The following is a 24796-nucleotide window of genomic DNA, read 5'->3' as shown; positions in this document are numbered from 1 at the left end:
AAACAAACAAAAAACAAGAATAGAAATGAGTGTAGAGATTATTAAAAGCAAGATTCGCGATGTAGTCGATTTCCCGCAAAAGGGGATTATATTTAGAGACTTGACTACGGTGTTCAAAGATGCCGATTGCTTGAAGGAGTTGTCGGATATGCTCACCCGCATGTATGCCGAGAAGGGTATTACCAAGGTGGTAGGTATCGAGTCGCGCGGATTTATTATGGGTCCCATTGTGGCTACCCGTATCGGTGCCGGATTTGTGCCTATGCGCAAGCCCGGGAAATTGCCGGCCGAGACGTGGCAGGAGAGTTATACCAAAGAGTATGGAGTTGATGTGATCGAGATTCACAAAGATGCCCTGTGCGAAGATGACGTGGTCTTGCTGCACGACGATTTGCTGGCAACGGGTGGAACCATGTTGGCTGCATATAATCTGGTAAAACGGTTTAATCCGAAAAAAGTCTATGTCAACTTCCTGGTCGAACTGGAATTCTTGAAGGGCCGTGAGGTATTCCCTGCCGATGTAGAGGTAGATGCCTTGATTAAATATTAAGACGAATTGACCGAGAAAAACGAAAATATCAAGAATAAACTTGCCCTTTTGCCGGATACCCCCGGGGTGTATCAATACTTCGACAAAACGGGCAAGATTATTTATGTGGGGAAGGCGAAGAACTTGAAACGCCGGGTGTCGTCGTACTTCAACAAGGTGCACGATTCGGCCAAGACGAATATGCTGGTCAAGAATATCTATGACTTGCAATATATTGTTGTCAAGACCGAGGAAGATGCCTTGCATCTTGAAAACAGTCTGATCAAGGAGTACAAGCCCCGCTATAACGTTTTACTCAAAGACGACAAGACCTATCCGTGGATTTGCCTGCGCAGTGAGCATTTCCCCCGGGTATTCCTTACCCGTAAGGTGTATCGCGACGGCTCGAAATATTATGGTCCGTATGCCAATGTGCATCTGGCCAAAACCGTGCTGGAACTGATTCGCGAACTCTATCCCATACGTACCTGCAACTATGCGCTTACCCCCGAAAACATCGCAAAAAAACGGTTCAGGGTATGCCTGCAATACCATATCAAAAACTGCAAGGGGTGCTGCGAAGGGAAGATTTCGGAGGAGGAGTATGACGGCTATATCGAACAGGTGCGGCAGATTCTCAATGGGGATATACACCAGTTGAGCCGGCACTTGTTGGAGGAGATGCAGAAGCTCTCGGCCGAGTTGCGTTTCGAGGAGGCGCAGGCGATTAAGGAAAAGTATGATTTAATCGAGAAATACAAGGCCAAATCGGTTATTGTAAATCCGGCTTTGCACGAAATCGATGTCTTCTCCTACGACGAGGACGAGGGGGTGGCTTTTGTCAATTACATGCACGTACGAGGGGGTTCGATTGTGCAAAGTATTACGATTGAGTATAAGAAAAAGCTCGATGAATCGGCACCTGAAATACTCTCTTTGGGTATTGCCGAACTGCGTTCACGATTCGGCAGCAAGGCCAAGGAGGCGTTGGTGCCCTTTTTGCCCGAGTCGAGGTTCGACAATTTGGAATTTGTGGTTCCGCAACGGGGCGACAAGAAAAAGTTGTTGGCCGTTTCGGAGCAGAATGTAAAGCAGTACAAGATCGACCGGCTGAAACAGAATGAAAAGTTGAATCCCGAGCAACGGGTCATGCGGGTGCTCTCGCGCATACAGCAAGATTTCAGATTGCCCGAATTGCCGTGGCACATGGAGTGCTTCGACAACTCCAATATACAAGGCACCAATCCGGTGGCCTCGTGTGTCGTCTTCAAGAAGGGAAAACCCTCGAAGAAGGATTATCGCCATTTCGATATTAAGACCGTAGTGGGGCCCGACGACTTTGCTTCGATGCGTGAGATTATCTATCGTCGTTACCGGCGTCTGCTCGACGAAGGGGAGGAGTTGCCCCAGCTTGTTATCGTCGATGGCGGCAAAGGGCAGTTGAGTGCGGCACTGGAATCGCTCGAAGCCTTGGGTTTGCGAGGCAAGGTGCCCATTGTGGGTATTGCCAAGCGGTTGGAGGAGATCTATTTTCCCGGCGATTCCTTGCCGTTGTATATTGATAAAAACTCCGAATCGCTGCGGGTAATCCAGCACATGCGCGACGAAGCCCACCGGTTCGGCATCACTTTCCACCGCAACAAGCGGAGCAAGGGGCAGGTGAAATCGGCCCTCGATTCCATTGTCGGGATAGGCCCTAGAACCCGAGATGCGTTGCTGACGCATTTCAGGAGTGTGAAGCGCATTAAAGAGGCTTCGGAAGTCGATTTGGCTTCGGTTATCGGTGAGGCCAAGGCCCGGATTATCAAAGAATCCCTAAAATGAGTATATTATACTGATATTCAAATATTTAATAACTTTATACAGGAGCCTCTTTTTCAATTCTGACCCGGAGACTTCACGGGCTGCGGAGAGAGGAGAGAAATAAAATTTGTTTCTGCGGTCGATTGTATTATCTTTGTAGCTGATGCAGAGAGATTCCCGTGTCCGATTTTCCCGCTGGTCGGGGAAGGGGCTGTGGGGCATTGGCATCGATGTGATAGAACGGAAAGAATCTCATGAGAGTAGTTGTTCAACGAGTAAAGCGAGCTTCGGTAACGATAGGCGGGGAGTTGCATTCGGCTATCGGACGAGGGCTTTTGATTTTGCTGGGAGTCGAAGAGAGCGATGAGCTCTCGGAGCTCGAATGGCTGGTGAAGAAGTGTGCCAACCTGCGTATTTTTGACGATGAAAACGGGGTGATGAACCGCTCCCTGCTCGATATAGGTGGTGAAGCAATGGTGGTGAGCCAGTTCACGCTGTTGGCTTCGACCAAGAAGGGGAACCGTCCGTCGTACATACGGGCAGCCGGTCACGAGGTGGCTGTGCCTATGTATGAGGCCTTCTGCCGGCGTTTCTCCGAGGAGGTGGGGCGGCAGGTCGCCACGGGCGTTTTCGGGGCCGACATGCAGGTAGAATTGGTGAACGACGGCCCGGTAACGATTTGTATGGATACCAAAAACAAGGAATAGAGATTATGACGATAAAAGAGGCACAAGAGCAGGTCGATGCCTGGATCAAGAGTGTCGGGGTAAGATATTTCAGCGAGTTGACCAATATGGCTATCCTGACCGAAGAGGTGGGCGAGGTGGCCCGCATCATTGCGCGCCGGTATGGCGAACAGTCGTTCAAGCCCGGGGAAGAACAGAGCGACCTGTCGGACGAACTTTGCGACGTCTTCTGGGTGCTGCTCTGCTTGGCCAATCAGACGGGGGTCGATTTGACCGCCGCTTTTGAGAAGAATATCGAGAAGAAGACCAATCGAGATAAAACAAGACATATCAATAATCCTAAACTGACCAAACATGGATAATAAATTGGACAAGTACGAAGAAATGTTGAGTCGGTACAATACCGATTTGGACGATGCCCAAGTAGCGGCTGCCGTAGAGAAAATCGTTCGGGACAATTTGGCCGCAAACAGTACACCCGACGTGTACAAGTTTTTGTTCCACTGCATCGACCTGACGTCATTGCACACCGAGGACAACACCGAGTCGATTACCCGTATGACCAAGCGGGTGAACGATTTTGAGGAGGAGCACCCCGAGATGGACAACGTGGCTGCCATCTGCGTGTATCCCAATTTTGCCGGGACCGTTCGGGCCAATCTCGACGTGTCGGCCGTGAATATAGCCTCTGTGTCGGGCGGTTTCCCCTCGTCGCAGACCTTTACCGAGGTGAAGGTGGCCGAAACGGCGCTCGCCGTAGCCGATGGAGCCGACGAGATCGATATTGTCATCAACGTGGGCAATTTCCTGGCTGGCAACTATGAGGAGATGTGCCAGGAGATCGAGGAACTGAAGCACGCCTGCAAGGAGTCGCACCTGAAAGTGATTCTCGAATCGGGGGCCTTGAAGACGGCCTCCAACGTGAAGAAAGCCTCGTTGCTGTCGATCTATTCGGGAGCCGATTTCATCAAGACCTCGACGGGCAAAACCGAGCCGGCTGCCACACTCGAAGCCGCTTATGTGATGTGTCAGGCCATCAAGGAATATTACGAGCAGACGGGCACGATGATCGGGTTCAAGCCTGCCGGTGGTATCTCGACGACGGTCGATGCCGTGAAGTATTATTGCGTGGTCAAAGAGGTGCTGGGCGAGAAATGGCTCAACAACGAACATTTCAGAATCGGTGCCAGTCGATTGGCCAACAATCTGCTCACCGATATTTGGGGCACACCCACGAAATTCTTTTAAGCGTGCGAAAAAATAATGTGATAAAGAGAGGGCCGGAGATTGTTCTCCGGCCCTCTCTTTTATCTTGAATGATGAGGTCGACTGGCCGACGGGTTTAGATGTAGGTATCGTCGTAGGCCATCTTGGCATCGGTGACAAACTGTTTGATTTTTTGTTCCTCGCTCTTGGGGCAGATGAGCAGTACATTGTCGGCTTCGGCAACGATATAATCTTTCAGGCCCTCGACAACCACCAGCTTGTCGCCTTTCACGGCAATCACGTTGTTGGCTGTATTGTAGAGCAATGTTTTGCAGCCCTGAGCCACGTTGCCGTCCTTGTTTTTGGGCGAGTGGTCATACAAGGCGCTCCACGAACCCAGGTCGCTCCACCCGAAGTCGGCGCAGAGTACGAATACGTTCGACGCCTTCTCCATGATGCCGAAGTCGATCGAGATATTGGGACAGGCCGCAAAATTGTCGTTGATAAACGCCTGTTCGGCCGGTGTGTTGAATACCTCGTTGTGCTCCTCGAAACGGTTGGAGATGTCGGGCAAGAAGCGCTGGAAGGCCTTGATGATGGTCTGTACATTCCAGATAAAGATACCCGAGTTCCAGAAAAATTCGCCGCTTTCGACAAACATTTTGGCAAATTCGAGATTCGGTTTTTCGGTAAAGGTCTTCACCGTCTTGATGTCGCCTTCGGCATCTTCGCCTATCTGTATGTAGCCATATCCCGTTTCGGGCCGGTTGGGTTTGATGCCCAAGGTGAGCAAGGCCGGATATTTGGCCACGAATTCAAGCCCCAGATTGATGCAGCGGGCAAACTCCTCTTCTTTGAGAATGAGGTGGTCGGAGGGTGCTACCACAATGTTGGCATTGGGGTTGATGGCCCGTATGTGATAAGCCGCCCAGGCAATGCAGGGGGCCGTATTGCGTCGGGCCGGTTCCAGCAGGATATTGGCTTCGGGCAGTTCGGGCAGCTGCTCCTTAATCACATCGACATAGATTTCGTTCGTTACGATGAAGATGTGGTCTTTGGGGATTATTTTCACGAAACGGTCGTAGCTCATTTGCAACAACGAACGCCCTATCCCGAAGAAATCGAGAAATTGTTTCGGTCTGCTATTGCGGCTGAACGGCCAAAAACGGCTTCCTACGCCGCCTCCCATAATTACACAATATCGATTTTCCATGATTGTGCCATTTTTTATGTTAATTCTTCCGCTAATGTAACTTATTTTTCCTTAGGAAGATGTGTAGAATAACTTTTTTTGAAAAAAAACAGAGATTATTTGGCGCATTCAAAATCAATCCTTACCTTTGCCACGTCTTTTCTGCCCAGATGGCGGAATCGGTAGACGCGCTGGTCTCAAACACCAGTGGATTAACCTCCATGCCGGTTCGATCCCGGCTCTGGGTACTTGAAGCTAAATAACTGCTGGTCGGTTGTTTAGCTTTTTTTTATGACCTTTTTGAGGAGGCTTCACTCCCAATTTGTAACTCTAAATTCATCAAAATTGTTTTGTGATTTCATTATTTTTTTTGAATATTGCAACGTGCTAGGATTTTCTTAATCGATAAAAATGGACGACGTCGCTTTAACGATACAGTTAAAACAGGGCAACCAGTTGGCTTTTACCATTCTTTACAACACCTATTCGGACCAGGCCTATCGGCTTGCGTTCAAATATTTGTGTAATAAAGAGTTGGCCGAAGATGCCGTGCAAAATCTTTTTATGAAGATTTGGACGAAGCGCGACTGTCTCGACGAGCGGCGGCCGTTGAATCACTTTCTGTTTACGGTGTTGAAAAACGACATCTTGAATATTCTGCGCGATTCCAAGAACAACATCTTCGTGCTGGACGATTGCTTGGAGCTGTTGGAACGAATCGACGACGATCAGGTCGATGACGAAATCGACCGGGAGCAGCTGGACATGATTCGCAGGGCTATCGACCAGCTGTCGCCCCAGCGCCGGAAAATCTTCTCGTTGAAAATTTCGGGGCAGTATTCCAATCAGGAGATTGCCGACAAGTTGCACCTGTCGATCAATACCGTCAAGTTCCAATACAGCCAGGCCTTGAAGCAAATTAAAGAGCTTATTCGACAATGTGCTATCTCGTTGTTATTGTGAGATGAAGAAAAATAATTGAAAAAAAATTATTTTTTCTATAATACTTTTCAGTTTTCGGTGTGTATTATTAATGAAAGCCTATGAATTATGCGTCTTTGGAAACGACATCAAACCGATAGCGAGATATTGAATTATATCTCGAATCACATCGACAAGGATATAGAGCGGCTGATGAATGCCGAATCCTTGCCGATGGGAGGTCGTGAAGTCCCCGATTTCGACAAGTTCGGAGTCTATGAAAATTTGTCGGAGGGTATTCGACGGAGCGAACGACGCAGCATAGGAACTATTTGCAAGTGGGCTTGTGCCATTGCTTTGGTTCTGTTGAATGTGGGGTATTTGGCTTACCAAAGTTTTGATTTCTCCAAGCCCGAGTACAAGGAAATTTGTGCCTTGCGGGGCGAACGGCTGGTCGTTCTGCTCGAAGATGGTACGAGAGTGTGGCTGAATGCCGACTCGAAACTGGTCTATCCCGAAAAGTTTGCCCGCAACAAACGCGAGGTGACCTTGGTGGGCGAAGCCTACTTCGAGGTGAAGAAAGACGCGTCGAAACCCTTCATGGTGCAGGCCGACGAGATGAATATCCGGGTGACGGGAACCCAGTTCAACGTCTCGGTCTATCCCACCGACTCGGTGGTGACCACGACGCTCAACGAGGGCGGTATCGTGATTAGCTATCCCTATGCCGAGAAGATGGGATCGTATCAGATGGAACCCGGCCAGACGGCAGTCTATGAGAAAGGAAGCAAAGTCTGTAAGGTGATGCGAAACGAGTATTACCAGGAGGCTTCGGACTGGAAAGATAATAAACTGGTATTTAGAAATGCGCCCTTGAACGAGGTCTTGACCACGCTGTCGCGACAATTCGATGTCACCTTCGACGTGCGGGACAAGCAGATAAATACCTTCACCTATAATTTCACCTGCAAGCTCAACAACCTGTCAGGTATCCTCGAAATGATGACCGCCATTACCCCCATAAAAATTAATGAAATATCGGAGAATGTTTATGCAGTGAAAGAGAAATAACTTATAGTCTAATAATATAATAAACACTCACAATTTATGCTGGAAAAATACATTTTTCCATACATCCGCAAGTGGTGTATGGTGGGAGGGCTTTGTCTTGCTTTTCCGTGGGTTGCATTCGCTCAGCAACAGAAAGTAACGTTGAACATACAGCATGTTACGTTAGAACAGGCGATGGAGCAAATCAAAAAACAAGCGTCTGTAAATGTGGCATATAGCAAGGAGTTTGTCAATCCCGACAAACCTGTTTCCTTGAAGGTCAACGATGTGACTCTGCAAGCGGCGCTGACTCAACTTTTTGAAGGAACCAATATCGGTTTTCGCTTCTTGGACAACAGTGTCCTCCTCTACAATCGTGACAAACAACAAGGTAGTACCGGAAAGAGTACGACCGGTAAAAGCAGCAAGAGCTTGTCGGTCAACGGTACCGTGGTCGATCGCCTGACGGGTGAGCCTATCATAGGAGCCTCGGTCGTTATCGAGGGGCTGTCGAAAGGAACCTCGACCGATGTCGATGGCAAGTATGCCATCAATGTGCCCGAGGGCAGCACCCTGAAATTCTCTTATGTAGGATATAAGGACGAAAAGAAAACCGTACAGAAGGCGGGGACCGTCAATGTGGACATGGCCGAAAGTTCGGTCTCGCTCAACGATGTGGTCGTCGTGGGTTATGGTGTACAGAAGAAAATCAACGTGACCGGCGCCGTGTCGATGATCAAGGGCGACGAACTCGAAAGCCGTCCGGTGACCAGTGCCGCAGCCGCCTTGCAGGGCGAGTTGCCGGGCGTATCGGTGACCCACGCCTCGGGACAGCCGGGTGCCGCCACCTCAATCGTGATTCGCGGTGTGAGTACCATCAACAGTGAAACCTCGCCGCTTATTCTGATCGACGGTGTGGCCGGGGGTGACCTCGACCTGCTCAACCCGGGCGATATCGAGAGCATCTCGGTGCTGAAAGATGCCGCTTCGGCTGCTATCTACGGTGCCCGGGCCGCCAACGGTGTCATCTTGGTGACGACCAAGAGCGGTGTGAACGAAAAGGCCAAACTCACCTACTCGGGATATGCCGGTTGGCAGAGTCCGACCCGTCTGCCCCGGTTGGTCAACGGTCGCGACTACATGACGCTGTCGAACGAGGCCATGGTAGCTGCCGGATTCTCGGCTCCCTATGACCAGACGGCTTTTGAGAAATACGATTCGGGTCGTTATCCCAACGACTACTCCAATACCGACTGGATTGGCGAAGTGTACAAGAAGAGTGCCTTCCAGACCAACCACAATCTGAGTATCCGGGGCGGAACGGCCAAGAGCGGCTACTTCATTTCGTATGGCTATTTGAACCAGGAGGGTCTCGTGGTAGGCGACGCCTTCAACTCTCACCGTCACAACGCCCGTATGTCGGTCAATACCGAGGTGTTCGACCGCATCAAGATTACGGGTAACATGAGCTACGTCGACTTCTTCCGCAGCGAAGCCGGATATAGCGGCACGTCGGGTGTGTTCCGCCTGGCACAACGCATCTCGCCGCTGTTGCCGGTCAAATGGCAGCAGGAGAATCCCGACGGTACGTGGAGCGACACCGAGTGGTATTCGTTCGGCATGGTTCGCAACCCGGTCGATGTAGCCTACAACTCGGGTACCGAGGAGCGTCAGACCCGTACTTTCAACGGTATCGTGGGAGCCGATATCCGTATCATCGACCAGTTGCACCTGACCGGTCAATATGCCGCCAACTATTACTCGCGGGAGACCAACGAATATAACCCGGCCATGTATCAGTACTATCAGGACGGTACTCCCAGCAGCGGTAACGAGAATTTGAGAAACTACGTGTCGCAAAGTCAGTACAACTACCTCACTCAAACGGCACAGGCTACCTTGAAATACAACCAGACTTTTGCTCAGAAGCACGAAGTATCGGCTTTGCTGGGTTTCTCGCAGGAGTGGGAAAATCGCAGCACGCTCACAGCAAGCCGTAAGAATATTCTGCTCGACGGCATCTACGTGCTCGATGCCGGTACCGAGGACATTACCAACGGCGGTATCAAACAATCGTGGGCTTTGCGCTCCTATTTCGGTCGTGTCAACTACGCCTACGACAACAAATATCTGTTCGAGGCCAACCTCCGTATCGACGGAACCTCGCGTTTTGCCAAGGAGAACCGTTGGGGTTACTTCCCCTCCTTCTCGGCCGGTTGGAACTTTGCCCGGGAGAATTTCTTCGAGTGGGCTCAATCGGTACTTACCGGCGGTAAGATCCGTGCTTCGTGGGGTGAGCTGGGTAACCAGAATATCAGCAGCAACTACTATCCCTACCTGACTCCTATCGAGCGGGTCGACAAAACCTATCCTATCGGTGGAACAAACAACGTGGGTTTCCAACAGACCAAGTTGGGTAACAAGAATATCAAGTGGGAAACCATTCGCATGTTGAATGTGGGTATCGACCTCTCGTTCTTCGACAACCGCCTGTCGACCACGTTCGACTGGTACAAGAAGAACAATATCGACGCTCTGGTTCAGCCCATCTATCCTACGCTGGTAGGTATCTCGGGTTCGGCCAACCTGCCGTTCGAGAACATGGGTGAAATCGAGAATAAAGGTTGGGAATGGTGGATTCAATGGCGCGACCGCATCGACCAGGTGAAGTATAGCGTAGCCTTCAACCTCTCCGACTCGCGTAACAAGATTATCGACCTGGGAGCCAGCGAACCTTCGTTGGGTAATTATATCCGTCGCGAGGGCGATCCCATCGACGCCTACTACGGCTACCTTACCGACGGCCTGGCTCAAATCGATGACTTTGGCGGTGTCGACAGCGACGGCCGCTATATCAATCCCAAATTTGCCATACCCAAGGCTGCCGAAGCCATCACCCAACCCGGTGATATCAAGTATCGCGACATCAGCGGTCCCAACGGGGTGCCCGACGGTGTAATCGACGACAACGACAAGGTGGTATTCGGCGACAAAGATCCGCACTACGCCTTCTCGCTGAAAGGTTCGGTCGAGTGGAAAGGATTCGATTTCAGTTTCTACCTGCAAGGTATCGGTCAGGTGAACGGTTACCTCTCGGACGAGGCTCGTCACTGCTTTATCAACGATTACTCGGTGCCCAAGGTAGAACATCTGGACCGTTGGACTCCCTCCAATCCCGGCGCTACATATCCGCGTATGTACCAATCGCAGACACACAACCTGCTTTTCAGCGACTATTGGTTGGAAGATGCATCGTATCTGCGTCTGAAAAACGTTCAGTTGGGTTACAGCTTGCCCAAGAAATGGCTGAATCCGTGTAAGCTCGAACACGTGAGAGTATATGTTTCGGCCGATAATCTGCTCACCTTCTCCAACTATTTCGGGGCCTACGATCCCGAGGTGAGAACCAGTTCGGGCGATGCCTATCCCCAGGTCAAGACCGTCATATTTGGATTAACCGCAACATTCTAAAAACTAATATATTATGAAAAAGATATATAAATATATACTGGCAGTAGTCGTGTTGTTGTCGACTTCCTGCTCCGACTTTTTGGATCGCTATCCGCAGGATTCGATCACCAATGAGACCTATTGGAAAAACGAGGAACAGCTGCGGGCCGCGTTGTATCCTTGCTACGAAGCGTTTTACAAAGACTTTATCATCAACTGGAGCGAGTGTTGTGCCGAGACCTGCATGTGGGGTAACATCACGAGCGGATTGAGCAAGGTATCGGGCGGCAAGCACGCCTATACCGACGGCTTCCCCTTTACCACCTATTGGGAGCAGGCCTATGGATATATCTTCGTGTGCAACAACTTCCTCGATAACTACAACCGTGCCGAGGTCGATCAGGATGTCAAAGATGTCTATGCCGCCGAGGTAAAGGTTATCAGATCCTATCTCTACTTCCTGTTGACCACCTTCTGGGGCGATGTGCCCTGGGTCGACCACGTCATCACTGCCGAGGAGGCCTATGTGCCCCGCGACAACCGCGATGTAGTGATAGACCATCTGATGGACGATTTGACATGGGCGGCATCGAAACTGCCGCGTGAACGCCAGCTGGGCGAGAACGTAGGTCGTATCGACCGCTGGGGTGCCTTGGCCATGCAGGCCCGTATCGCCCTGCAAAACGGGCGTTACGAGTTGGCTGCATCGCTCTCCAAAGAGATTATCGACAAGAGCCCTTACAAGCTGTACGACTACGGTATGGTATATCAGCCCGAGGGTGATACCGAAATCAATCCCGACAACACCGAGTCGATGATTTACAGTGTCTATGTACCCGACGTGCGCACCCACAACGTTTCCAACGAATCCTGCTGCCCGGTCGACTATATCCGCCTCAATCCCGCCAAATCGCTGGTCGATGCCTATTTGTGCACCGATGGCAAACCGGCCAAGGCTGGTCTGGAATATTACAAGCGTACCGATATCGTTACCTCCGACCTGTACACCTTCCCCGAGGAACATTATGCCGACTATTTCAAGAACCGTGATCCCCGCATGTATATGACGCTCTATTGCCCCGGTGACGAGTGGCCTGGTGGTGATGATGGCGATGCCGAGACCAAGAAACCCAACAAGACATTCAACTTGCCTCGCTTTCTTCCCTTGCAGGCCGGTAACAACGGGGCCAATGCCCGCACCGGATTCTATTTCAAGAAGTACAACGATAAGCAGATTGCCGGTAACTACAACCTGTCGCACAACAACCTCAATGTGTTGCGCTACCCCGAGGTATTGCTCATCTATGCCGAGGCCATGTATCAGCTGAACGGGACCCTCACGCAAGACCAGATCAACTATACGATCAACAAGCTGAGAGACCGGGTGGGCATGCACCGCATGAATCTGGACGAGTTGAAGGCCTGGAACCTCGACCTCTGGACCGAAATCAAGCGTGAGCGTCGCATCGAGATGGTGCTCGATGGTATGCGGTATGCCGACGTGATGCGCTGGCGTGAAGGCGAATTGCGCTTCGGCCGGGCTATCACGGGTCCGAGCGAACGGGTTTGCATCAACGACTTGGGAGCCAATCCCTATCCCGATACCGGTGTCGATGAGTTCGGCGACATTATCTACGAGAAATCGCGTGCCGAGGGTGGTCCCCGCTATTTCGACCCGGCCGTGCACTACCTGTGGCCGGTACCTTATGCCGAGCGCATCAAGAACCCGTTGCTTGGACAGAATCCCGGTTGGCCCGAATAATAACCGACTATTCACACACTCACATAATGTATCGTAGTTTATTCATATTGTTTTATTTACTACTCCTGTTACCGAGTTGCTCCAAGGAGAACAGCGGCGAACCCGCTGTTCCCGGGGGGACCGGTGTAACGGTGGGTAACGAGCGGGTGACGGTGATGTCGTATAACACCCGGCATTGCGCTCCTTATTATGGGGTGAGCGGCGAAGAGACCGTTCCCGATGTCGACGGCATAGCCAATGTCATCAAGTCGAAGATGCCCGACGTTGTTCTGCTTCAAGAGATCGACAGCTGCACGACCCGCAGCCTGGGGGTAGACCAGGCCAAGGAGATAGCCGCGCGGGCCAAGTATCCCTATTACCATTTCTTCCGGATTATGGATTATCGCAGCGGCGAATATGGCCTGGCCATGCTCTCGAAGAAACCGTTTAAGGAGACCAAGACCTACCTTTTTCCCGATGAAATCGAGGGGCAGGTCATGACCAGCGACAACGCCGTGGGCACGGCCATCATCAACATCGGCGGTACCGACATTACATTTGCCGTGACACACCTCTCTACGATACAGAGCGAGCGCGACTTGCAAATCACTTATGCTCTCGAAAATATCTTCGAGCCGATCAAGCGGCCCGTTGTCCTGGGCGGTGACTTCAACGCTACACCTTCCAACTCGACGATTGCCATTCTCGATGCTGCCGGGTTTACCCGCACGAACACCGATCCGACGAAATTTACCATTCCGTCGAACAATCCCAATCGGGAGTTAGACTATATCACCTATTATCCCAACGACAGGTTTCGGGTCGTTTCTCACACGGTCATTACCGGTGTGAATGCTTCGGATCACCTGCCCATTATCTCGGTTTTGGAAATAAAACCCTAATCACAATTATCGTATGAACACATTTCGTAAATTAGTAATTCTGCTTTTCATAGCCCTCTCTTGCGGGGTTGTTTCGGCTCAGCAAGACACCCTGCGGGTGAGAGTAATGACCTATAATCTGCGCTTCGGCGAACTGTCGTCGCTCGAAGATCTCGCCTATCACATCAAATCGTTCAAGCCCGATTTCGTGGCTCTGGAAGAGGTCGATGTCCACACCGACCGCAAGCGGGCTCCGCATCAGAAAGGAAAAGATTTCATCGGCGAACTGGCCTACCGCACCGGTATGTTCGGCCTCTATGGCAAGACCATCGAGTATGGTGGCGGATACTACGGTATAGGCATGCTGTCGAAATATCCCTACATCAAGACCGAAAAGGTGCTGCTGCCCAATCCCGAGAAAAAGGAACAACGGGCCTTGCTCGAAGCTCTGATTGAGATGGGCGACGATACCCTTACCTTCGTGACTACCCACTTGGAGGTGAACAGCGAGAGCCTGCGCAACATGCAGGCCCAATTCATCTGCGACCGCTTTGAAAATGCCCCCTATCCGGTGATTATCGGCGGTGATTTCAATGCCCGTCACTACTCCAATGCCATTGTCAATATCATGTCGAAGAGCTGGTTCCCGGCTACGAACAACGACTTTACCTTCCCGGCCTGGAACCCCATTATCAAAATCGACTATCTCTTTGCCCGGCCCATGAAGGGGTGGACGCTTGTCAAGACACAAACCGTGCATTCGCAGCTGTCCGACCACCTGCCCATCGTCTCCGACTTGATTTTCGTGAAATAAAAACAACTCCTTGTTACCCGTTGGAAAAGCGTATATGAGAACAACCCGATTAGCCATATGGTGTTTCATCATCTCCCTGCTGCCTCTGTCGGCGGAAGCCGGCCGAATGTTGTCGACCGAACCTCTCGATCGCCTCACTCCGCAAGGTTGGCTGGCCGACCTGATGCAGGCTCAGGAGCGGAACTTTACCGGGATTCTCGACAAGACCGCCTTCCCCTTTACACAAGGGGGGTGGGGGGCACAGCCCTTCCTGCGGGTGAAAAACGGAGTTACCGAGGAGTTTTGGGTTCCTTATGAACAGACGGCCTATTATTACGACGGTATGATACGTCTGGGCTATCTGCTCGATTCGGCCCCCTTGCTCGACAAGGCTCGCCGGGCCGTTTACGGTACCATCGACCGGGCCGGCGACGACGGATTGCTGGGGCCCCGCGTCGTGTCGAAGGAGATGAGCCGCTGGGTACAGGCGGTCTTTTTCAGAGCGATGATGGCCGAGTATGAGGTGACACGCAACCAGGCGGTCGTCGAGGCACTCGAACGCCACTTCCGCAACGATACGGTGCGATATACGGCCCGCAGCCTCTGCAACATCGAGGTGCTCGACTGGCTCTATCGGGAGACCGGCGATGACTTCTTCAAGACAAAGGCGCTCTCGATGCTCGACGAGCCTTGCTTCGGCGAGTATACATTGAGGCAGGCGATGGAACGGTTTGCCGCCGATGAGCGCACCGAGATTCACGCCGTGACCTTCCACGAGTTCCTCAAACTGCCGGTTCTCTTCTACGACCTCACCGGCGACCGCAGATACCTCGATCTGGCCCGGGCGGCCTTTGCCAAGCTCGACCGCTATCACATGCTCCCCGACGGGGTGGCCAGCGGAGAAGAGGGTCTCTCGGGGCGGACGGCCCGGAGCGTGCACGAGATGTGCAACGTGGTCGATTACATGTGGACCTGCTCCTACATGTTGCGGGCCACCGGCGACACACAGTTTGCCGACCGCATCGAGTGTGCCCTGTTCAACGCCGGTCTGGGCGGTATCACCAAGAATTTCGATGCCCATCAATACTACTCGGCTCCCAATCAAGTGGTGTGTACCGAGTATTCCAACCACACGGGAGCCTATGACAACAGCCGTTTTGCCTATCGGCAGGTACATCGGCCGTCGTGCTGCACGGGCAATCTGAACCGCCTGTTGCCCATCTATGCCGGGGCACAGTGGATGCACGGCGAGGGCGAGTATTACAAGATGCTCTATGGTCCGGGCGAAGCAACGCTGACCTCGCGCGAGGGGTCGATAACCGTGCGTGAAGAGTCGGCCTATCCGTTTGGTGACAAGGTTCTCCTCTCGGTGGTCGAGGGAGAGGCCGAGATGTCGCTCCACTTGCGAATCCCCGGCTGGTGCGACCGGGCCGAGGTGTATGTCAACAACCAGAAGGTTACGCGTGCCGCGCATGACGGATATTTCGATATTCACCGACTCTGGAAGACGGGCGACCGCATCGAGTTGCTCTTCCCGAAGCAGGTGCGGTTGCAGCGGTGGGACCACGAAGCCATGGTGGTCACGTGCGGACCGCTGTTGATGGCGCTGCCGGTCGAGAGCCATACGGTACAGACCGATGTGCTCACCCCCGCCATACAGTCGTTCAGCTACAAGGGCTACACGATGACTCCGGCCTCGAAATGGAACTTTGCTCTGGGCGTTGCCGACGAACAGGACAAGGGATATAAGCTCATCGAGCGGAACATCGGTGCGGACGAGAATCCGTGGACCCTGTCGCCGTCGCCGCTTACCGTAGTCTTCCCGGGTTACGAGCTGGCCGGTTGGCAACTCGAATACCGCAAGATAGCACACTCGTCGGGAAGCGAAATCTTTGCCCCCGTCACACCGGGTCTACCGGCCAGAGGCATCATGATATTTGCTTTGAACAACGCCACTCCGCAGCTGCTCCGGCTCGAACCGTACGGCTGCACCACGTTGAGGATTGCCATGTTCCCCTTTGGGCGTGTGGGCGAAGTTCCGCCCGAGGTACAGGCGGCCGAATAAACCAAATGACAATAACCAAAAGATAAGATTCATGAAAAGAGTATTTACCATAATCGTTTTGTGGGTGGCCGTGGTAGGAAGCCTGGTTGCGGCCGAACCGGTGAAGTTGCTCACCTACAACATCAAGGGGCACAGTATGACCGATTCGCGGTTGGAAGATATCGCTGCCGTCATCAATGCCCAAACGCCCGATATCGTGGCTTTGCAGGAGGTGGATAACCGCACTTTCATAGGTATCAAGCACAACTATCTGAGAGAACTGGCCGAGGCTACTGGCATGCACTCGTCGTTCTTTGCGCTGGTCGGCTCCTATTATGGAGTAGGGCTGCTGTCGAAGACCGAACCCCTGTCGGTGCAGACCCAGTCGTTCGACCCGTCGGATACCTCGAAAGACAAGGAGGCCCGCGGATTTCTCATTGCCGAGTTTGAGGATTTCTATTTCATCAGTACCCACTATTCGCTCAATGCCGACGACCGGGATACCGCGACGGCCTGGGTCATCAATTTTGCCCGGAAGAGCGACAAGACGGTCTTCATCGCCGGCGATTTCAATGCCCAGCCCACCTATCGGGCCATGGTCACCTTCAAGAACAACGGCTTCTCGATACTGAACAACACCTCGGCCTACACCTTCCCGGCCGACGGACCTACGTCGTGCATCGACATGATTATCTCCTATTGCAGCGAACTGGGACAGGAGTATGAGGTAGCCGAGACGGGGGTAGTCACCTCGGTCGACGGGCTTACCCTCTCCGACGTGTCGGACCACCTGCCGGTCTATGTGGTAATCGATCCGGTCGAGGGGAGTGGAGTAGACCATGCGACCGCAACCCGCGAGATGCAGCTGCTAAGAACCTCCGGAGGATTCTCGCTGACCTCTCTTCAAGCCGAGTCGACAGTCGATCTCTATGCGTTGGACGGCACGTTGGTCGGCTCGCAACGGGTCGACAACGGAGACGAGGTCTGTTTCCCAGCCTCGTGCCGCAACGGGCTCTATCTCGTACAAGTGAAAAACGGCTATCAAAATAGCACTTTCAAATACATTCTTAACCATTAAATTTTTAAAATTATGAAAAAGAGTACATCATTGTTGTGCCTATTGGCACTTTGCTCAGGCACACTGTTGGCAGAGACCGTACAGGTGACTACTGCCGAAATGAACGCAGCCACAGAGGGTTCTCTGCTGCAAGTTATGTCGGCCATTTCCGGCGAAACGGAAACGACGGTCGAGTTTAATTTCGATGGCGAAACGCTGGAATACAATACGGAAGATTGCAAGGGAATCGATTTGGACAAGAAGAATGTCAAAATCGACGGTCTCAACAAGAAAAACGGCAAACCCGTGACTATTGTGGGTGGTTCCAACTACTTCCTGAACCTGTCGGGAGGCTCGAATGTATCGATGGAAAATCTCGTGGTCAAAGGGTTCAGCGCCATTGCCATCAAGATGTCGGGCGACTGCTCCTTCTCGGCTACGAAATGCGTCTTCCGCGATAATCGCGACCCCAAGAACGAGAGTGGAAACAACGGTGGCGTAGCCCGTATCAACAACTGTAACGCCACCTTCGACCAATGCTGGTTCTACAACAACAAGGGTATGGGTAGTTACGGTGGCGGCGCCCTCTGCTTCTACACTGCCGAGTCGACCATGGCACCTGCGTTGCGCATTACCAACTGTACGTTTGAGTATAACGAAGCCGTATCGGGTGGTGCCGTTGGTGTGAACGTCCTCAAAAAAGGAGTGGTTCCCAGCGTGTATATTGCCAACTCTACCTTTGCCAACAATACCTGCGGCAACCGGGGCGGCGCCCTTTACATGCAGACGGCCGAAACTACGGGTTCTTTTGAACCGGTAGTAGTCAACTGTACCTTCGTGGGTAACCTCAACAACATCACCAACAGCGACGACGGCGGTGCCATCAACGTATGGGCTCGTGCTACGGCCGAACCGATGAAACCCGTATTGATCAACAACCTCTTTGCCGAGAACTACTACGATCCCTGGTATACAAACCCGTTGAACGACGTGAAGGCTTTCTACCTCGAAGGCGACAAGGCCGGCGATGTGGCACAACCTCAAACGGTATTCCCGGTTTGCAAAAACAACTATTTTGCCGCTGCCAACGATAAATTCTATCAGGTTCTCGATGCAGCCGACGACAATGCACTGATCGATTTTTCGAGCGATGCCGTTTTCGCTGCTACCGAACAGAACCCGTGGGACGAGAACGATCCCGAATATTCGCACATGACAGCCACCTTGATGGGCGACTTGCACGTAGCCATGATTGCCGAGAACAGTGTTGTTATCGGCAAGGGTTTGAAGAGTTACGAAGGGATTGAAATCCCCACGACCGACCAGCTGGGCAATCCGCGTCCCGAGGCTCCCGCAGTAGGTGCCGTTGAATATGCCGCCGAGATAAGTGGTATCGAGAGTGCCGTGGTTGGCAATGAACTCCGCATCTGGAACGACGGTCGGGTAGTCTATGCCGCCGGTTTGGACGGTGAGGCCGAAGCCCGGGTTTACAACCTGACCGGTAGTCTGGTTTACGAAGGGGTTATCGCCGACGGTGCAGCCCTCGAATTGCCCGTAGCCCAAGGCATCTACCTGATTGTCGTAGATCACTTGACCCAAAAACTGATTGTTAGATAATTAGAAAAATAGGTTGTTTTTTGTGGTAAATTCATGAATTGTCGTGTTGTGAGTTGCTTATCTGCTCACGAGGCGTAAGCGATTCGCAACACGATTTTTTGTGACTTTCCCGTTCGTTTAATTTCAAAAAATAGTCATTCCATGAAACGCTTCACATCTCCTTGTTTTTACCTTCTTTTCCTGATTTTATGCCTGTGCGGGTGTAGCTCGTCGGGCCAATCGAATGCGGTGATACAGCCCGCTTTTGAGCTGCTCGAGCGACAAATCGGCGAGCGGGCCTCAGAGATAAAGTTGGAGGTTATCGCCCCCGAAAACGGAAAAGAGACCTTCGAGATCGAGGCTCGGCAAGGAGTTCTCACCCTGAGAGGCAGCAGCACGGTTGCCCTCTGTTATGCCTTCCACACCTACCTGCGTGAGGCTTGCCAGTCGATGAAGACGTGGAGTGGGGAGCACATGACCTTGCCGGCCGTTTGGCCCGACTATGCCTTGAAGCGACAGACCACCCCCTATCAGTTCCGTTATTTTCTGAACGTGTGTACGTTTGGATACACCGCTCCCTATTGGGATTGGGACCGCTGGGAGAAGGAGATTGACTGGATGGCGCTGCGGGGCGTGAACATGCCGTTGGCTACCGTGGCCAGCGAGGCGATAGCCGAACGCGTGTGGTTGAAGATGGGGTTGAAGGAAGAGGATATACGAACCTTTTTCACCGGGCCGGCCCATCTGCCCTGGCATCGCATGGGTAACCTCAACAGCTGGGACGGACCGCTGTCGGAGGGGTGGCAGGAGGCCCAGATAAAACTGCAACACAAGATATTGAAACGCATGCGCGAGTTAGGCATGGAGCCCGTAGCTCCCGCGTTTGCCGGGTTTGTCCCGATGGCTTTTGCCGAGCAACACCCCGAGATTGCGTTCAAGCACTTGGAGTGGGGTGGATTTGATGAAAAGTACAATGCCTATGTATTACCTCCCGATACGCCTTATTTCAACGAGATAGGAAAGATGTTTGTCGAGGAGTGGGAAAAGGAGTTCGGCAAGAACACCTACTATCTGTCGGATAGTTTCAATGAGATGAGATTGCCTGTCGCCGAGGGTGACGAAGCCGGGAAGCACCGGCTGTTGGCCCAGTACGGCGAATCGATATATCGCTCGATTGCGGCCGGTAACCCCGATGCCGTGTGGGTGACACAGGGCTGGACCTTCGGGTATCAGCACGACTTTTGGGACCGTTCCAGTTTGCAGGCTCTGTTGAGCCGGGTTCCCGACGACAAGATGATTATCATAGACCTGGGGAACGATTATCCCAAGTGGGTTTGGGGTACCGAGCAGACATGGAAGAATCACGACGGCTTTTATGGGAAGAAGTGGATTTTCAGCTATGTGCCCAACTTCGGGGGAAAGACCCCGATGACCGGCGATTTGCAGATGTATGCTACCTCGTCGGCCGAAGCCCTGCACAGCGGGAAAGCCGGGAACCTGATTGGATTCGGGTCGGCTCCCGAGGGTCTTGAAAACAACGAGGTGGTCTATGAACTGCTCGCCGATATGGGCTGGACTGCCGATTCGATTGATCTGGATACCTGGTTGCCCGATTATTGCCGGGCTCGTTACGGGAGTTGTCCGGCAGCCATGGACAGCGCTTGGCACCGGTTCCGGGAATCGGTTTACAGTTCGCTCTATTCCTATCCCCGGTTTACCTGGCAGACGGTTGTGCCCGATACCCGCCGGATGAGCAGGCACGATATGAATGAGAACTTCCTGCAAGGGGTGGAGCAGTTCCTGTCGTGTGCCGACAGCTTGAAATCGTCGCCGCTCTATGTAAACGATGCCCTCGAATATGCCTCCTACTATCTGGCCGTCAAGGCCGACGACCATTACCGGCAGGCGTTGCATGCCGACTCGTTGGGAAACCAGGTGGAGGCTGCGCAACAGTTGAACCGCTCGGTCGAGATTCTTTTGACCGTCGACAAACTGCTGGCTTCGCACCCGCTCTACCGACTGGACGAGTGGGTTGACCGGGCTCGCGAATGGGGTGAGACCGACCGGGAGAAAGACGCCTATGAGGCCAACGCCAAGCGGCTCATTACCACTTGGGGCGGATTTCAGGAAGATTATGCCGCCCGTTTTTGGAGCGGACTGATAAAGGATTACTATATTCCCCGCATGAAATTGTATTTCTCGGAACAGCGGGCCGACCTGGATCGCTGGGAGGAGAACTGGATAAAGACTCCGTGGCACAATACCTCTACCGCTTTTGACGACCCGTTGCAGAGCGCCATCGAATGGGTGGTCCGGTGTAAAGAGGAGTAATATTTTCGCTACATTTGGAGGAAAGAAGAAAGAGACCATGAAAAGGATAATTTTAGCATTTGATTCATTCAAGGGTTGTGCAAGTTCGCAAGAGATAGCCGCCGCTGCCCGACAGGGGATTACCGATTGCCTGGCCGGGTGCGAGGTGGTGACGGTACCGGTGGCCGATGGCGGCGAAGGTACGGCCGAGGCGATTTGTGCCAGCCTGCCCGTCGAGCGGGTGTCGTGCCGGGTTCACGACCCGCTCATGTGCCCGATAGAGGCTACCTATGGCATCACGGCCGACGGTACGACTGCCGTGATGGAGATGGCGGCGGCCAGTGGATTGCCGCTGGTACCGCCCGAAAAGCGGAATCCCCTGCTCACGACCACCTGGGGTACCGGCGAGATGATTGCCGATGCGTTGAGCCGCGGGTGTCGTCGCATCGTCATGGGGATTGGCGGCAGCGCCACCAACGATGCGGGTACGGGACTGTTGGCCGCACTGGGCTATCGGTTTCTCGATGACCAGGGCGAGGAGCTCTTCCCGGCGGGAAAGAACTTGGAGCGCATAGCCCGCATCGACGAAAGTGGGGCCAACGAAGCCTTGAGCGAGACTACCTTTACGATTGCCTGCGATGTGAACAATCCCTTCTACGGCCCTCGCGGTGCAGCTGCGATTTATGCCCCTCAAAAGGGCGCTTCGCCCGACGACGTGGCCTTGTTGGAGAAGGGCATGGTCCATTATGCCCGCGTGATAGAGTCGTCGAAGCACATCGATATTTCGACCATTCCGGGTGCTGGGGCTGCCGGCGGATTGGGTGGAGGCATGCTGCCCTTCCTTCGGGCCGAGTTGCACTCGGGCATCGACATTGTGTTGGAGATGCTCCGCTTCGACGAGATTATACGGGGTGCCGACTTGATTCTGACCGGCGAAGGTAAACTGGACCGGCAGACGGGTATGGGGAAAGCCTTGGGAGGTGTTCTGCGCCATGCGAAGCGCGAGCAGGTCCCGGTCATCGCTCTGGGCGGTTGCGTAGAGGATTGCGAGGTATTGAATCAGATGGGCTTTGCCGGTGTCTTTTCCATACAGCCGGCGCCGGTCTCGTTGCAGCAGGCGATGGACCGTGCGTTTGCCTTGCAGAATATCCGGCAGGTCGTTTCACAGATAATGCGGACCCTTCAAATCGTAAACCATGGATAGTACGGTAGGTGCATTGTTGGGTCTGTTGGTGGCGATAGGATTGATTATCAAAAAGGTATCGCCTGCATATAGCCTCATTCTGGGTGCTTTGATCGGCGGCTTGGCCGGAGGCCTCTCGCTGGAAGAGGTGGTAGCCTCGATGACCGAGGGGGTGAAAGGAGTCTCTTCGGCCGTGTTGCGCATCTTGACAGCCGGGGTGCTGTCGGGGGTGTTGATCAAGACCGGTGCCGCCATGACCATCTCGAATGCCATCATTCGGTTCTGGGGCGAGAAGCGCGTCTATCTGGCACTGGCCTTCGCCACGATGCTCTTGTGTGCGGTAGGGGTGTTTATCGATGTGGCGGTCATTACGGTAGCCCCGGTAGCCCTCTCGATAGGTCGCCGGCTGGGAGTCCCCACTCCGCAGTTGCTGCTGGTGATGATTGGGGGCGGAAAGTGCGGCAACATTATCTCGCCCAACCCCAACACAATTATCGCGGCCGAGAATTTCGGGGCCGATCTGTCGTCGGTCATGTTTGCCAATGTCGTCCCGGCCCTCATCGGGTTGCTCTTTACCGTCTTTGTCATAGCCCGCTTCTTCCCGGTACCCGAACGTCGAGTCCATTCCGACTGCGAGACCGTGGCCGATGACCGGACGTTACCCCCGTTGTGGAGCAGTCTGGTTGCCCCCGTCGTGACCATTCTCCTGCTGGCCTTGCGACCGTTGTGCGGAATTACCGTCGACCCGTTGATTGCTTTACCAGTGGGCGGTCTGTGCGGACTCCTCTGCATGAAGCAATGGAAAAACGCCCTGCCCAGTATCGAATTCGGGTTGCAGAAGATGTCGGTAATCGCCGTGCTGCTCATCGGTACGGGTACGATTGCCGGGGTCATTCAGGATTCTACCCTCAAAGACCACATATTGGTGCTGCTCGACCACATCAGTGTCGGGAAAGAGTTGATAGCCCCCGTCTCGGGTATCTTGATGTCGGCCGCTACGGCCTCCACGACGGCGGGAGCCACGCTGGCGTCGGCCTCATTTGCCGACACGATTCTGGCGGTAGGCGTTTCGTCGGTATGGGGTGCGGCCATGGTCAATGCCGGCTCTACCGTGCTCGACCATCTGCCCCACGGCTCTTTCTTCCACGCCACGGGCGGGGTGTGTGAGCTCTCCTTCAAGGAGCGGATGAAATTGATTCCTTATGAAAGCCTCATCGGGGCTGTATTAACCTTGTGTTCCACGTTAATGTATTGGATATGTCGTTGAAAAAAACTACGAAAAGACTGGTTTCGCTCGATGTGTTGCGGGGAATTACCATTTATGGCATGATTCTCGTCAACAACGCCGGGGCTTGCGGGTATGCCTACGCCCCGTTGAAACATGCGCGGTGGGACGGCTTTACGCCTGCCGACCTCGTTTTCCCGGCCTTCCTGTTCATCATGGGAGTGTCGATTTTTCTGTCGCTTAATAAGAGCGGGTTTGACTGGCGGGTTTCGATCGGACGCATTCTGCGGCGCACTTTCCTGATAATCCTGTCGGGCATAGCCCTCAAATGGGTCTTGGCCTGGATTGCGACGGGCGAATGCAATACGCTCGAGAATCTGCGCATCATGGGCGTCTTGCAGCGACTGGGTATCTGCTACGGCATCGTTGCACTTCTGTCGGTCACGGTGCGGCATCGGTTCTTCCCGGCGATAATCGTCGTGTTGCTGGTGGGGTACTATTTGCTTCAACTCTTTGGCAACGGCTTTGAAAAGTGTGCCGAGAATGTGGTGTCGATTGTCGATTTTGCCGTGCTGGGTCCGTCGCACATGTATTTGGGTGGCGCTCAGTTTGTCGACCCCGAAGGGGTGCTGAGTACAATCCCCGCGGTGGCTCAGGTGATGATCGGTTTCCTGTGCGGCCGCATTATCGTCGGGGAAAAGGAGATTCGCACGCAGATTGTGAAACTGGCCGTTTGGGGCACGGTGATGCTCATACTCGGTTATCTGTGGAGCTATGGCGCGCCGTTGAACAAGCGGTTGTGGACGTCGAGCTTCGTGTTGGTGACTTGCGGGGCTACCTCGCTCATCTTGGCTATGCTCGTCTATTTTATCGATGAGTTGAAAAAGAGCCGGTGGACGCTTCCCTTTGTCGTGGTGGGGGTGAATCCCTTGTCCATCTACATATTCAGCGAAATCGTCGGGGAGGCGTTCCGCAAGTGGCATTGGACCACGCTCTCGTTCGACAGCCTGTGGCAACCCCTCTTCGGGAATTACGGCGGGAGTCTGGCCTATGCGCTGGCATTCCTTCTGCTCAACTGGCTTGTCGCCTGGTTCTTGTATAAAAAGCATATCTATATCAAATTGTAAGA

At 53.1% G+C, this 24796-nt stretch carries 19 protein-coding genes and 1 tRNA gene; 19 read left to right on the top strand and 1 reads right to left on the bottom strand.

The window, feature by feature from the left end:
* The first annotated feature begins 25 nt into the window (after positions 1–25).
* The 5 genes from BARVI_RS07260 to deoC all read left to right on the top strand — a co-directional run bounded on the left by BARVI_RS07260 (position 26) and on the right by deoC (position 4266).
* Entirely contained in the window at positions 26–550 is a 525-nt protein-coding gene (locus BARVI_RS07260; protein ID WP_025278592.1) for an adenine phosphoribosyltransferase, read from the top strand.
* Between the two features lie 6 nt (positions 551–556).
* Complete coding sequence (gene uvrC, locus BARVI_RS07255; RefSeq protein WP_025278591.1) at positions 557–2353, top strand: excinuclease ABC subunit UvrC; 1797 nt, start codon at positions 557–559, stop codon at positions 2351–2353.
* 233 nt (positions 2354–2586) lie between these two features.
* On the top strand, positions 2587–3039 hold the full coding sequence (gene dtd, locus BARVI_RS07250; RefSeq protein WP_025278590.1) for a D-aminoacyl-tRNA deacylase: 453 nt from the start codon (positions 2587–2589) through the stop codon (positions 3037–3039).
* A 5-nt stretch (positions 3040–3044) separates the two neighbouring features.
* Positions 3045–3380: a nucleotide pyrophosphohydrolase gene (locus BARVI_RS07245; RefSeq protein ID WP_025278589.1), complete on the top strand. Its 336-nt coding sequence runs from the start codon at positions 3045–3047 to the stop codon at positions 3378–3380.
* Positions 3373–4266 carry a deoxyribose-phosphate aldolase gene (gene deoC / locus BARVI_RS07240; protein WP_025278588.1) on the top strand — a complete coding sequence of 298 codons (894 nt, stop codon included), beginning with the start codon at positions 3373–3375 and terminating at the stop codon, positions 4264–4266. The genes BARVI_RS07245 and deoC overlap by 8 nt, the downstream gene beginning before the upstream one ends.
* 94 nt (positions 4267–4360) lie before the next feature.
* On the opposite strand, the gene BARVI_RS07235 is transcribed toward deoC, so the two are convergent.
* Positions 4361–5437, bottom strand: coding sequence for a mannose-1-phosphate guanylyltransferase (locus BARVI_RS07235; RefSeq protein WP_038534307.1), 1077 nt, complete (start codon positions 5435–5437; stop codon positions 4361–4363).
* 143 nt (positions 5438–5580) lie between these two features.
* Between BARVI_RS07235 and BARVI_RS07230 the strand changes: the two genes are divergently transcribed.
* The 14 genes from BARVI_RS07230 (at position 5581) to BARVI_RS07165 (ending at position 24794) form a co-directional block, all read left to right on the top strand.
* Positions 5581–5664, top strand: a tRNA-Leu gene (locus BARVI_RS07230).
* A gap of 163 nt (positions 5665–5827) precedes the next feature.
* Positions 5828–6379, top strand: a complete 552-nt coding sequence (locus BARVI_RS07225; RefSeq protein WP_038534306.1) for an RNA polymerase sigma factor — start codon at positions 5828–5830, stop codon at positions 6377–6379.
* A gap of 87 nt (positions 6380–6466) precedes the next feature.
* The gene (locus BARVI_RS07220; RefSeq protein ID WP_025278585.1) at positions 6467–7408 is read left to right on the top strand and encodes a FecR family protein; all 942 of its coding nucleotides are present in this window, start codon (positions 6467–6469) and stop codon (positions 7406–7408) included.
* A gap of 36 nt (positions 7409–7444) precedes the next feature.
* Positions 7445–10858 (top strand): TonB-dependent receptor, encoded by a 3414-nt coding sequence (locus BARVI_RS07215; RefSeq protein WP_025278584.1) that lies wholly within the window; start codon positions 7445–7447, stop codon positions 10856–10858.
* A 13-nt stretch (positions 10859–10871) separates the two neighbouring features.
* Entirely contained in the window at positions 10872–12599 is a 1728-nt protein-coding gene (locus BARVI_RS07210; RefSeq protein ID WP_025278583.1) for a RagB/SusD family nutrient uptake outer membrane protein, read from the top strand.
* 26 nt (positions 12600–12625) lie between these two features.
* Positions 12626–13480 (top strand): endonuclease/exonuclease/phosphatase family protein, encoded by an 855-nt coding sequence (locus BARVI_RS07205; protein ID WP_025278582.1) that lies wholly within the window; start codon positions 12626–12628, stop codon positions 13478–13480.
* A 13-nt stretch (positions 13481–13493) separates the two neighbouring features.
* Positions 13494–14273, top strand: coding sequence for an endonuclease/exonuclease/phosphatase family protein (locus tag BARVI_RS07200; protein WP_025278581.1), 780 nt, complete (start codon positions 13494–13496; stop codon positions 14271–14273).
* A gap of 34 nt (positions 14274–14307) precedes the next feature.
* Complete coding sequence (locus tag BARVI_RS07195; RefSeq protein ID WP_025278580.1) at positions 14308–16317, top strand: beta-L-arabinofuranosidase domain-containing protein; 2010 nt, start codon at positions 14308–14310, stop codon at positions 16315–16317.
* A 31-nt stretch (positions 16318–16348) separates the two neighbouring features.
* Positions 16349–17374, top strand: a complete 1026-nt coding sequence (locus BARVI_RS07190; RefSeq protein ID WP_025278579.1) for an endonuclease/exonuclease/phosphatase family protein — start codon at positions 16349–16351, stop codon at positions 17372–17374.
* Positions 17375–17386: 12 nt separating this feature from the next.
* Positions 17387–18970, top strand: coding sequence for a right-handed parallel beta-helix repeat-containing protein (locus BARVI_RS07185; protein WP_157232562.1), 1584 nt, complete (start codon positions 17387–17389; stop codon positions 18968–18970).
* Positions 18971–19111: 141 nt separating this feature from the next.
* Positions 19112–21280, top strand: coding sequence for an alpha-N-acetylglucosaminidase (locus BARVI_RS07180; RefSeq protein WP_025278577.1), 2169 nt, complete (start codon positions 19112–19114; stop codon positions 21278–21280).
* A gap of 37 nt (positions 21281–21317) precedes the next feature.
* Positions 21318–22463, top strand: coding sequence for a glycerate kinase family protein (locus BARVI_RS07175; protein WP_025278576.1), 1146 nt, complete (start codon positions 21318–21320; stop codon positions 22461–22463).
* Complete coding sequence (locus tag BARVI_RS07170) at positions 22456–23709, top strand: GntP family permease (RefSeq protein WP_025278575.1); 1254 nt, start codon at positions 22456–22458, stop codon at positions 23707–23709. The genes BARVI_RS07175 and BARVI_RS07170 overlap by 8 nt, the downstream gene beginning before the upstream one ends.
* A complete protein-coding gene (locus tag BARVI_RS07165) occupies positions 23700–24794 on the top strand; it encodes an acyltransferase family protein (protein WP_025278574.1) in 1095 nt (364 codons plus the stop codon). The genes BARVI_RS07170 and BARVI_RS07165 overlap by 10 nt, the downstream gene beginning before the upstream one ends.
* Positions 24795–24796: the final 2 nt, after the last annotated feature.

It is taken from the genome of Barnesiella viscericola DSM 18177, from assembly GCF_000512915.1.
In the GTDB taxonomy this organism is placed as follows: Bacteria; Bacteroidota; Bacteroidia; order Bacteroidales; family Barnesiellaceae; genus Barnesiella; species Barnesiella viscericola.
Note: the sequence above shows the minus strand (reverse complement) of the source record. Positions and strands in the feature narration are given on the sequence as shown.

Coding starts and splice junctions, on each gene's coding strand:
- BARVI_RS07260 (WP_025278592.1), top strand. CDS start 26: ATGAGTGTAGAGATTATTAAAAGCAAGATTCGCGATGTAGTCGATTTC.
- dtd (WP_025278590.1), top strand. CDS start 2,587: ATGAGAGTAGTTGTTCAACGAGTAAAGCGAGCTTCGGTAACGATAGGC.
- BARVI_RS07245 (WP_025278589.1), top strand. CDS start 3,045: ATGACGATAAAAGAGGCACAAGAGCAGGTCGATGCCTGGATCAAGAGT.
- deoC (WP_025278588.1), top strand. CDS start 3,373: ATGGATAATAAATTGGACAAGTACGAAGAAATGTTGAGTCGGTACAAT.
- BARVI_RS07235 (WP_038534307.1), bottom strand. CDS start 5,437: ATGGAAAATCGATATTGTGTAATTATGGGAGGCGGCGTAGGAAGCCGT.
- BARVI_RS07225 (WP_038534306.1), top strand. CDS start 5,828: ATGGACGACGTCGCTTTAACGATACAGTTAAAACAGGGCAACCAGTTG.
- BARVI_RS07220 (WP_025278585.1), top strand. CDS start 6,467: ATGCGTCTTTGGAAACGACATCAAACCGATAGCGAGATATTGAATTAT.
- BARVI_RS07215 (WP_025278584.1), top strand. CDS start 7,445: ATGCTGGAAAAATACATTTTTCCATACATCCGCAAGTGGTGTATGGTG.
- BARVI_RS07210 (WP_025278583.1), top strand. CDS start 10,872: ATGAAAAAGATATATAAATATATACTGGCAGTAGTCGTGTTGTTGTCG.
- BARVI_RS07205 (WP_025278582.1), top strand. CDS start 12,626: ATGTATCGTAGTTTATTCATATTGTTTTATTTACTACTCCTGTTACCG.
- BARVI_RS07200 (WP_025278581.1), top strand. CDS start 13,494: ATGAACACATTTCGTAAATTAGTAATTCTGCTTTTCATAGCCCTCTCT.
- BARVI_RS07195 (WP_025278580.1), top strand. CDS start 14,308: ATGAGAACAACCCGATTAGCCATATGGTGTTTCATCATCTCCCTGCTG.
- BARVI_RS07190 (WP_025278579.1), top strand. CDS start 16,349: ATGAAAAGAGTATTTACCATAATCGTTTTGTGGGTGGCCGTGGTAGGA.
- BARVI_RS07185 (WP_157232562.1), top strand. CDS start 17,387: ATGAAAAAGAGTACATCATTGTTGTGCCTATTGGCACTTTGCTCAGGC.
- BARVI_RS07180 (WP_025278577.1), top strand. CDS start 19,112: ATGAAACGCTTCACATCTCCTTGTTTTTACCTTCTTTTCCTGATTTTA.
- BARVI_RS07175 (WP_025278576.1), top strand. CDS start 21,318: ATGAAAAGGATAATTTTAGCATTTGATTCATTCAAGGGTTGTGCAAGT.
- BARVI_RS07170 (WP_025278575.1), top strand. CDS start 22,456: ATGGATAGTACGGTAGGTGCATTGTTGGGTCTGTTGGTGGCGATAGGA.
- BARVI_RS07165 (WP_025278574.1), top strand. CDS start 23,700: ATGTCGTTGAAAAAAACTACGAAAAGACTGGTTTCGCTCGATGTGTTG.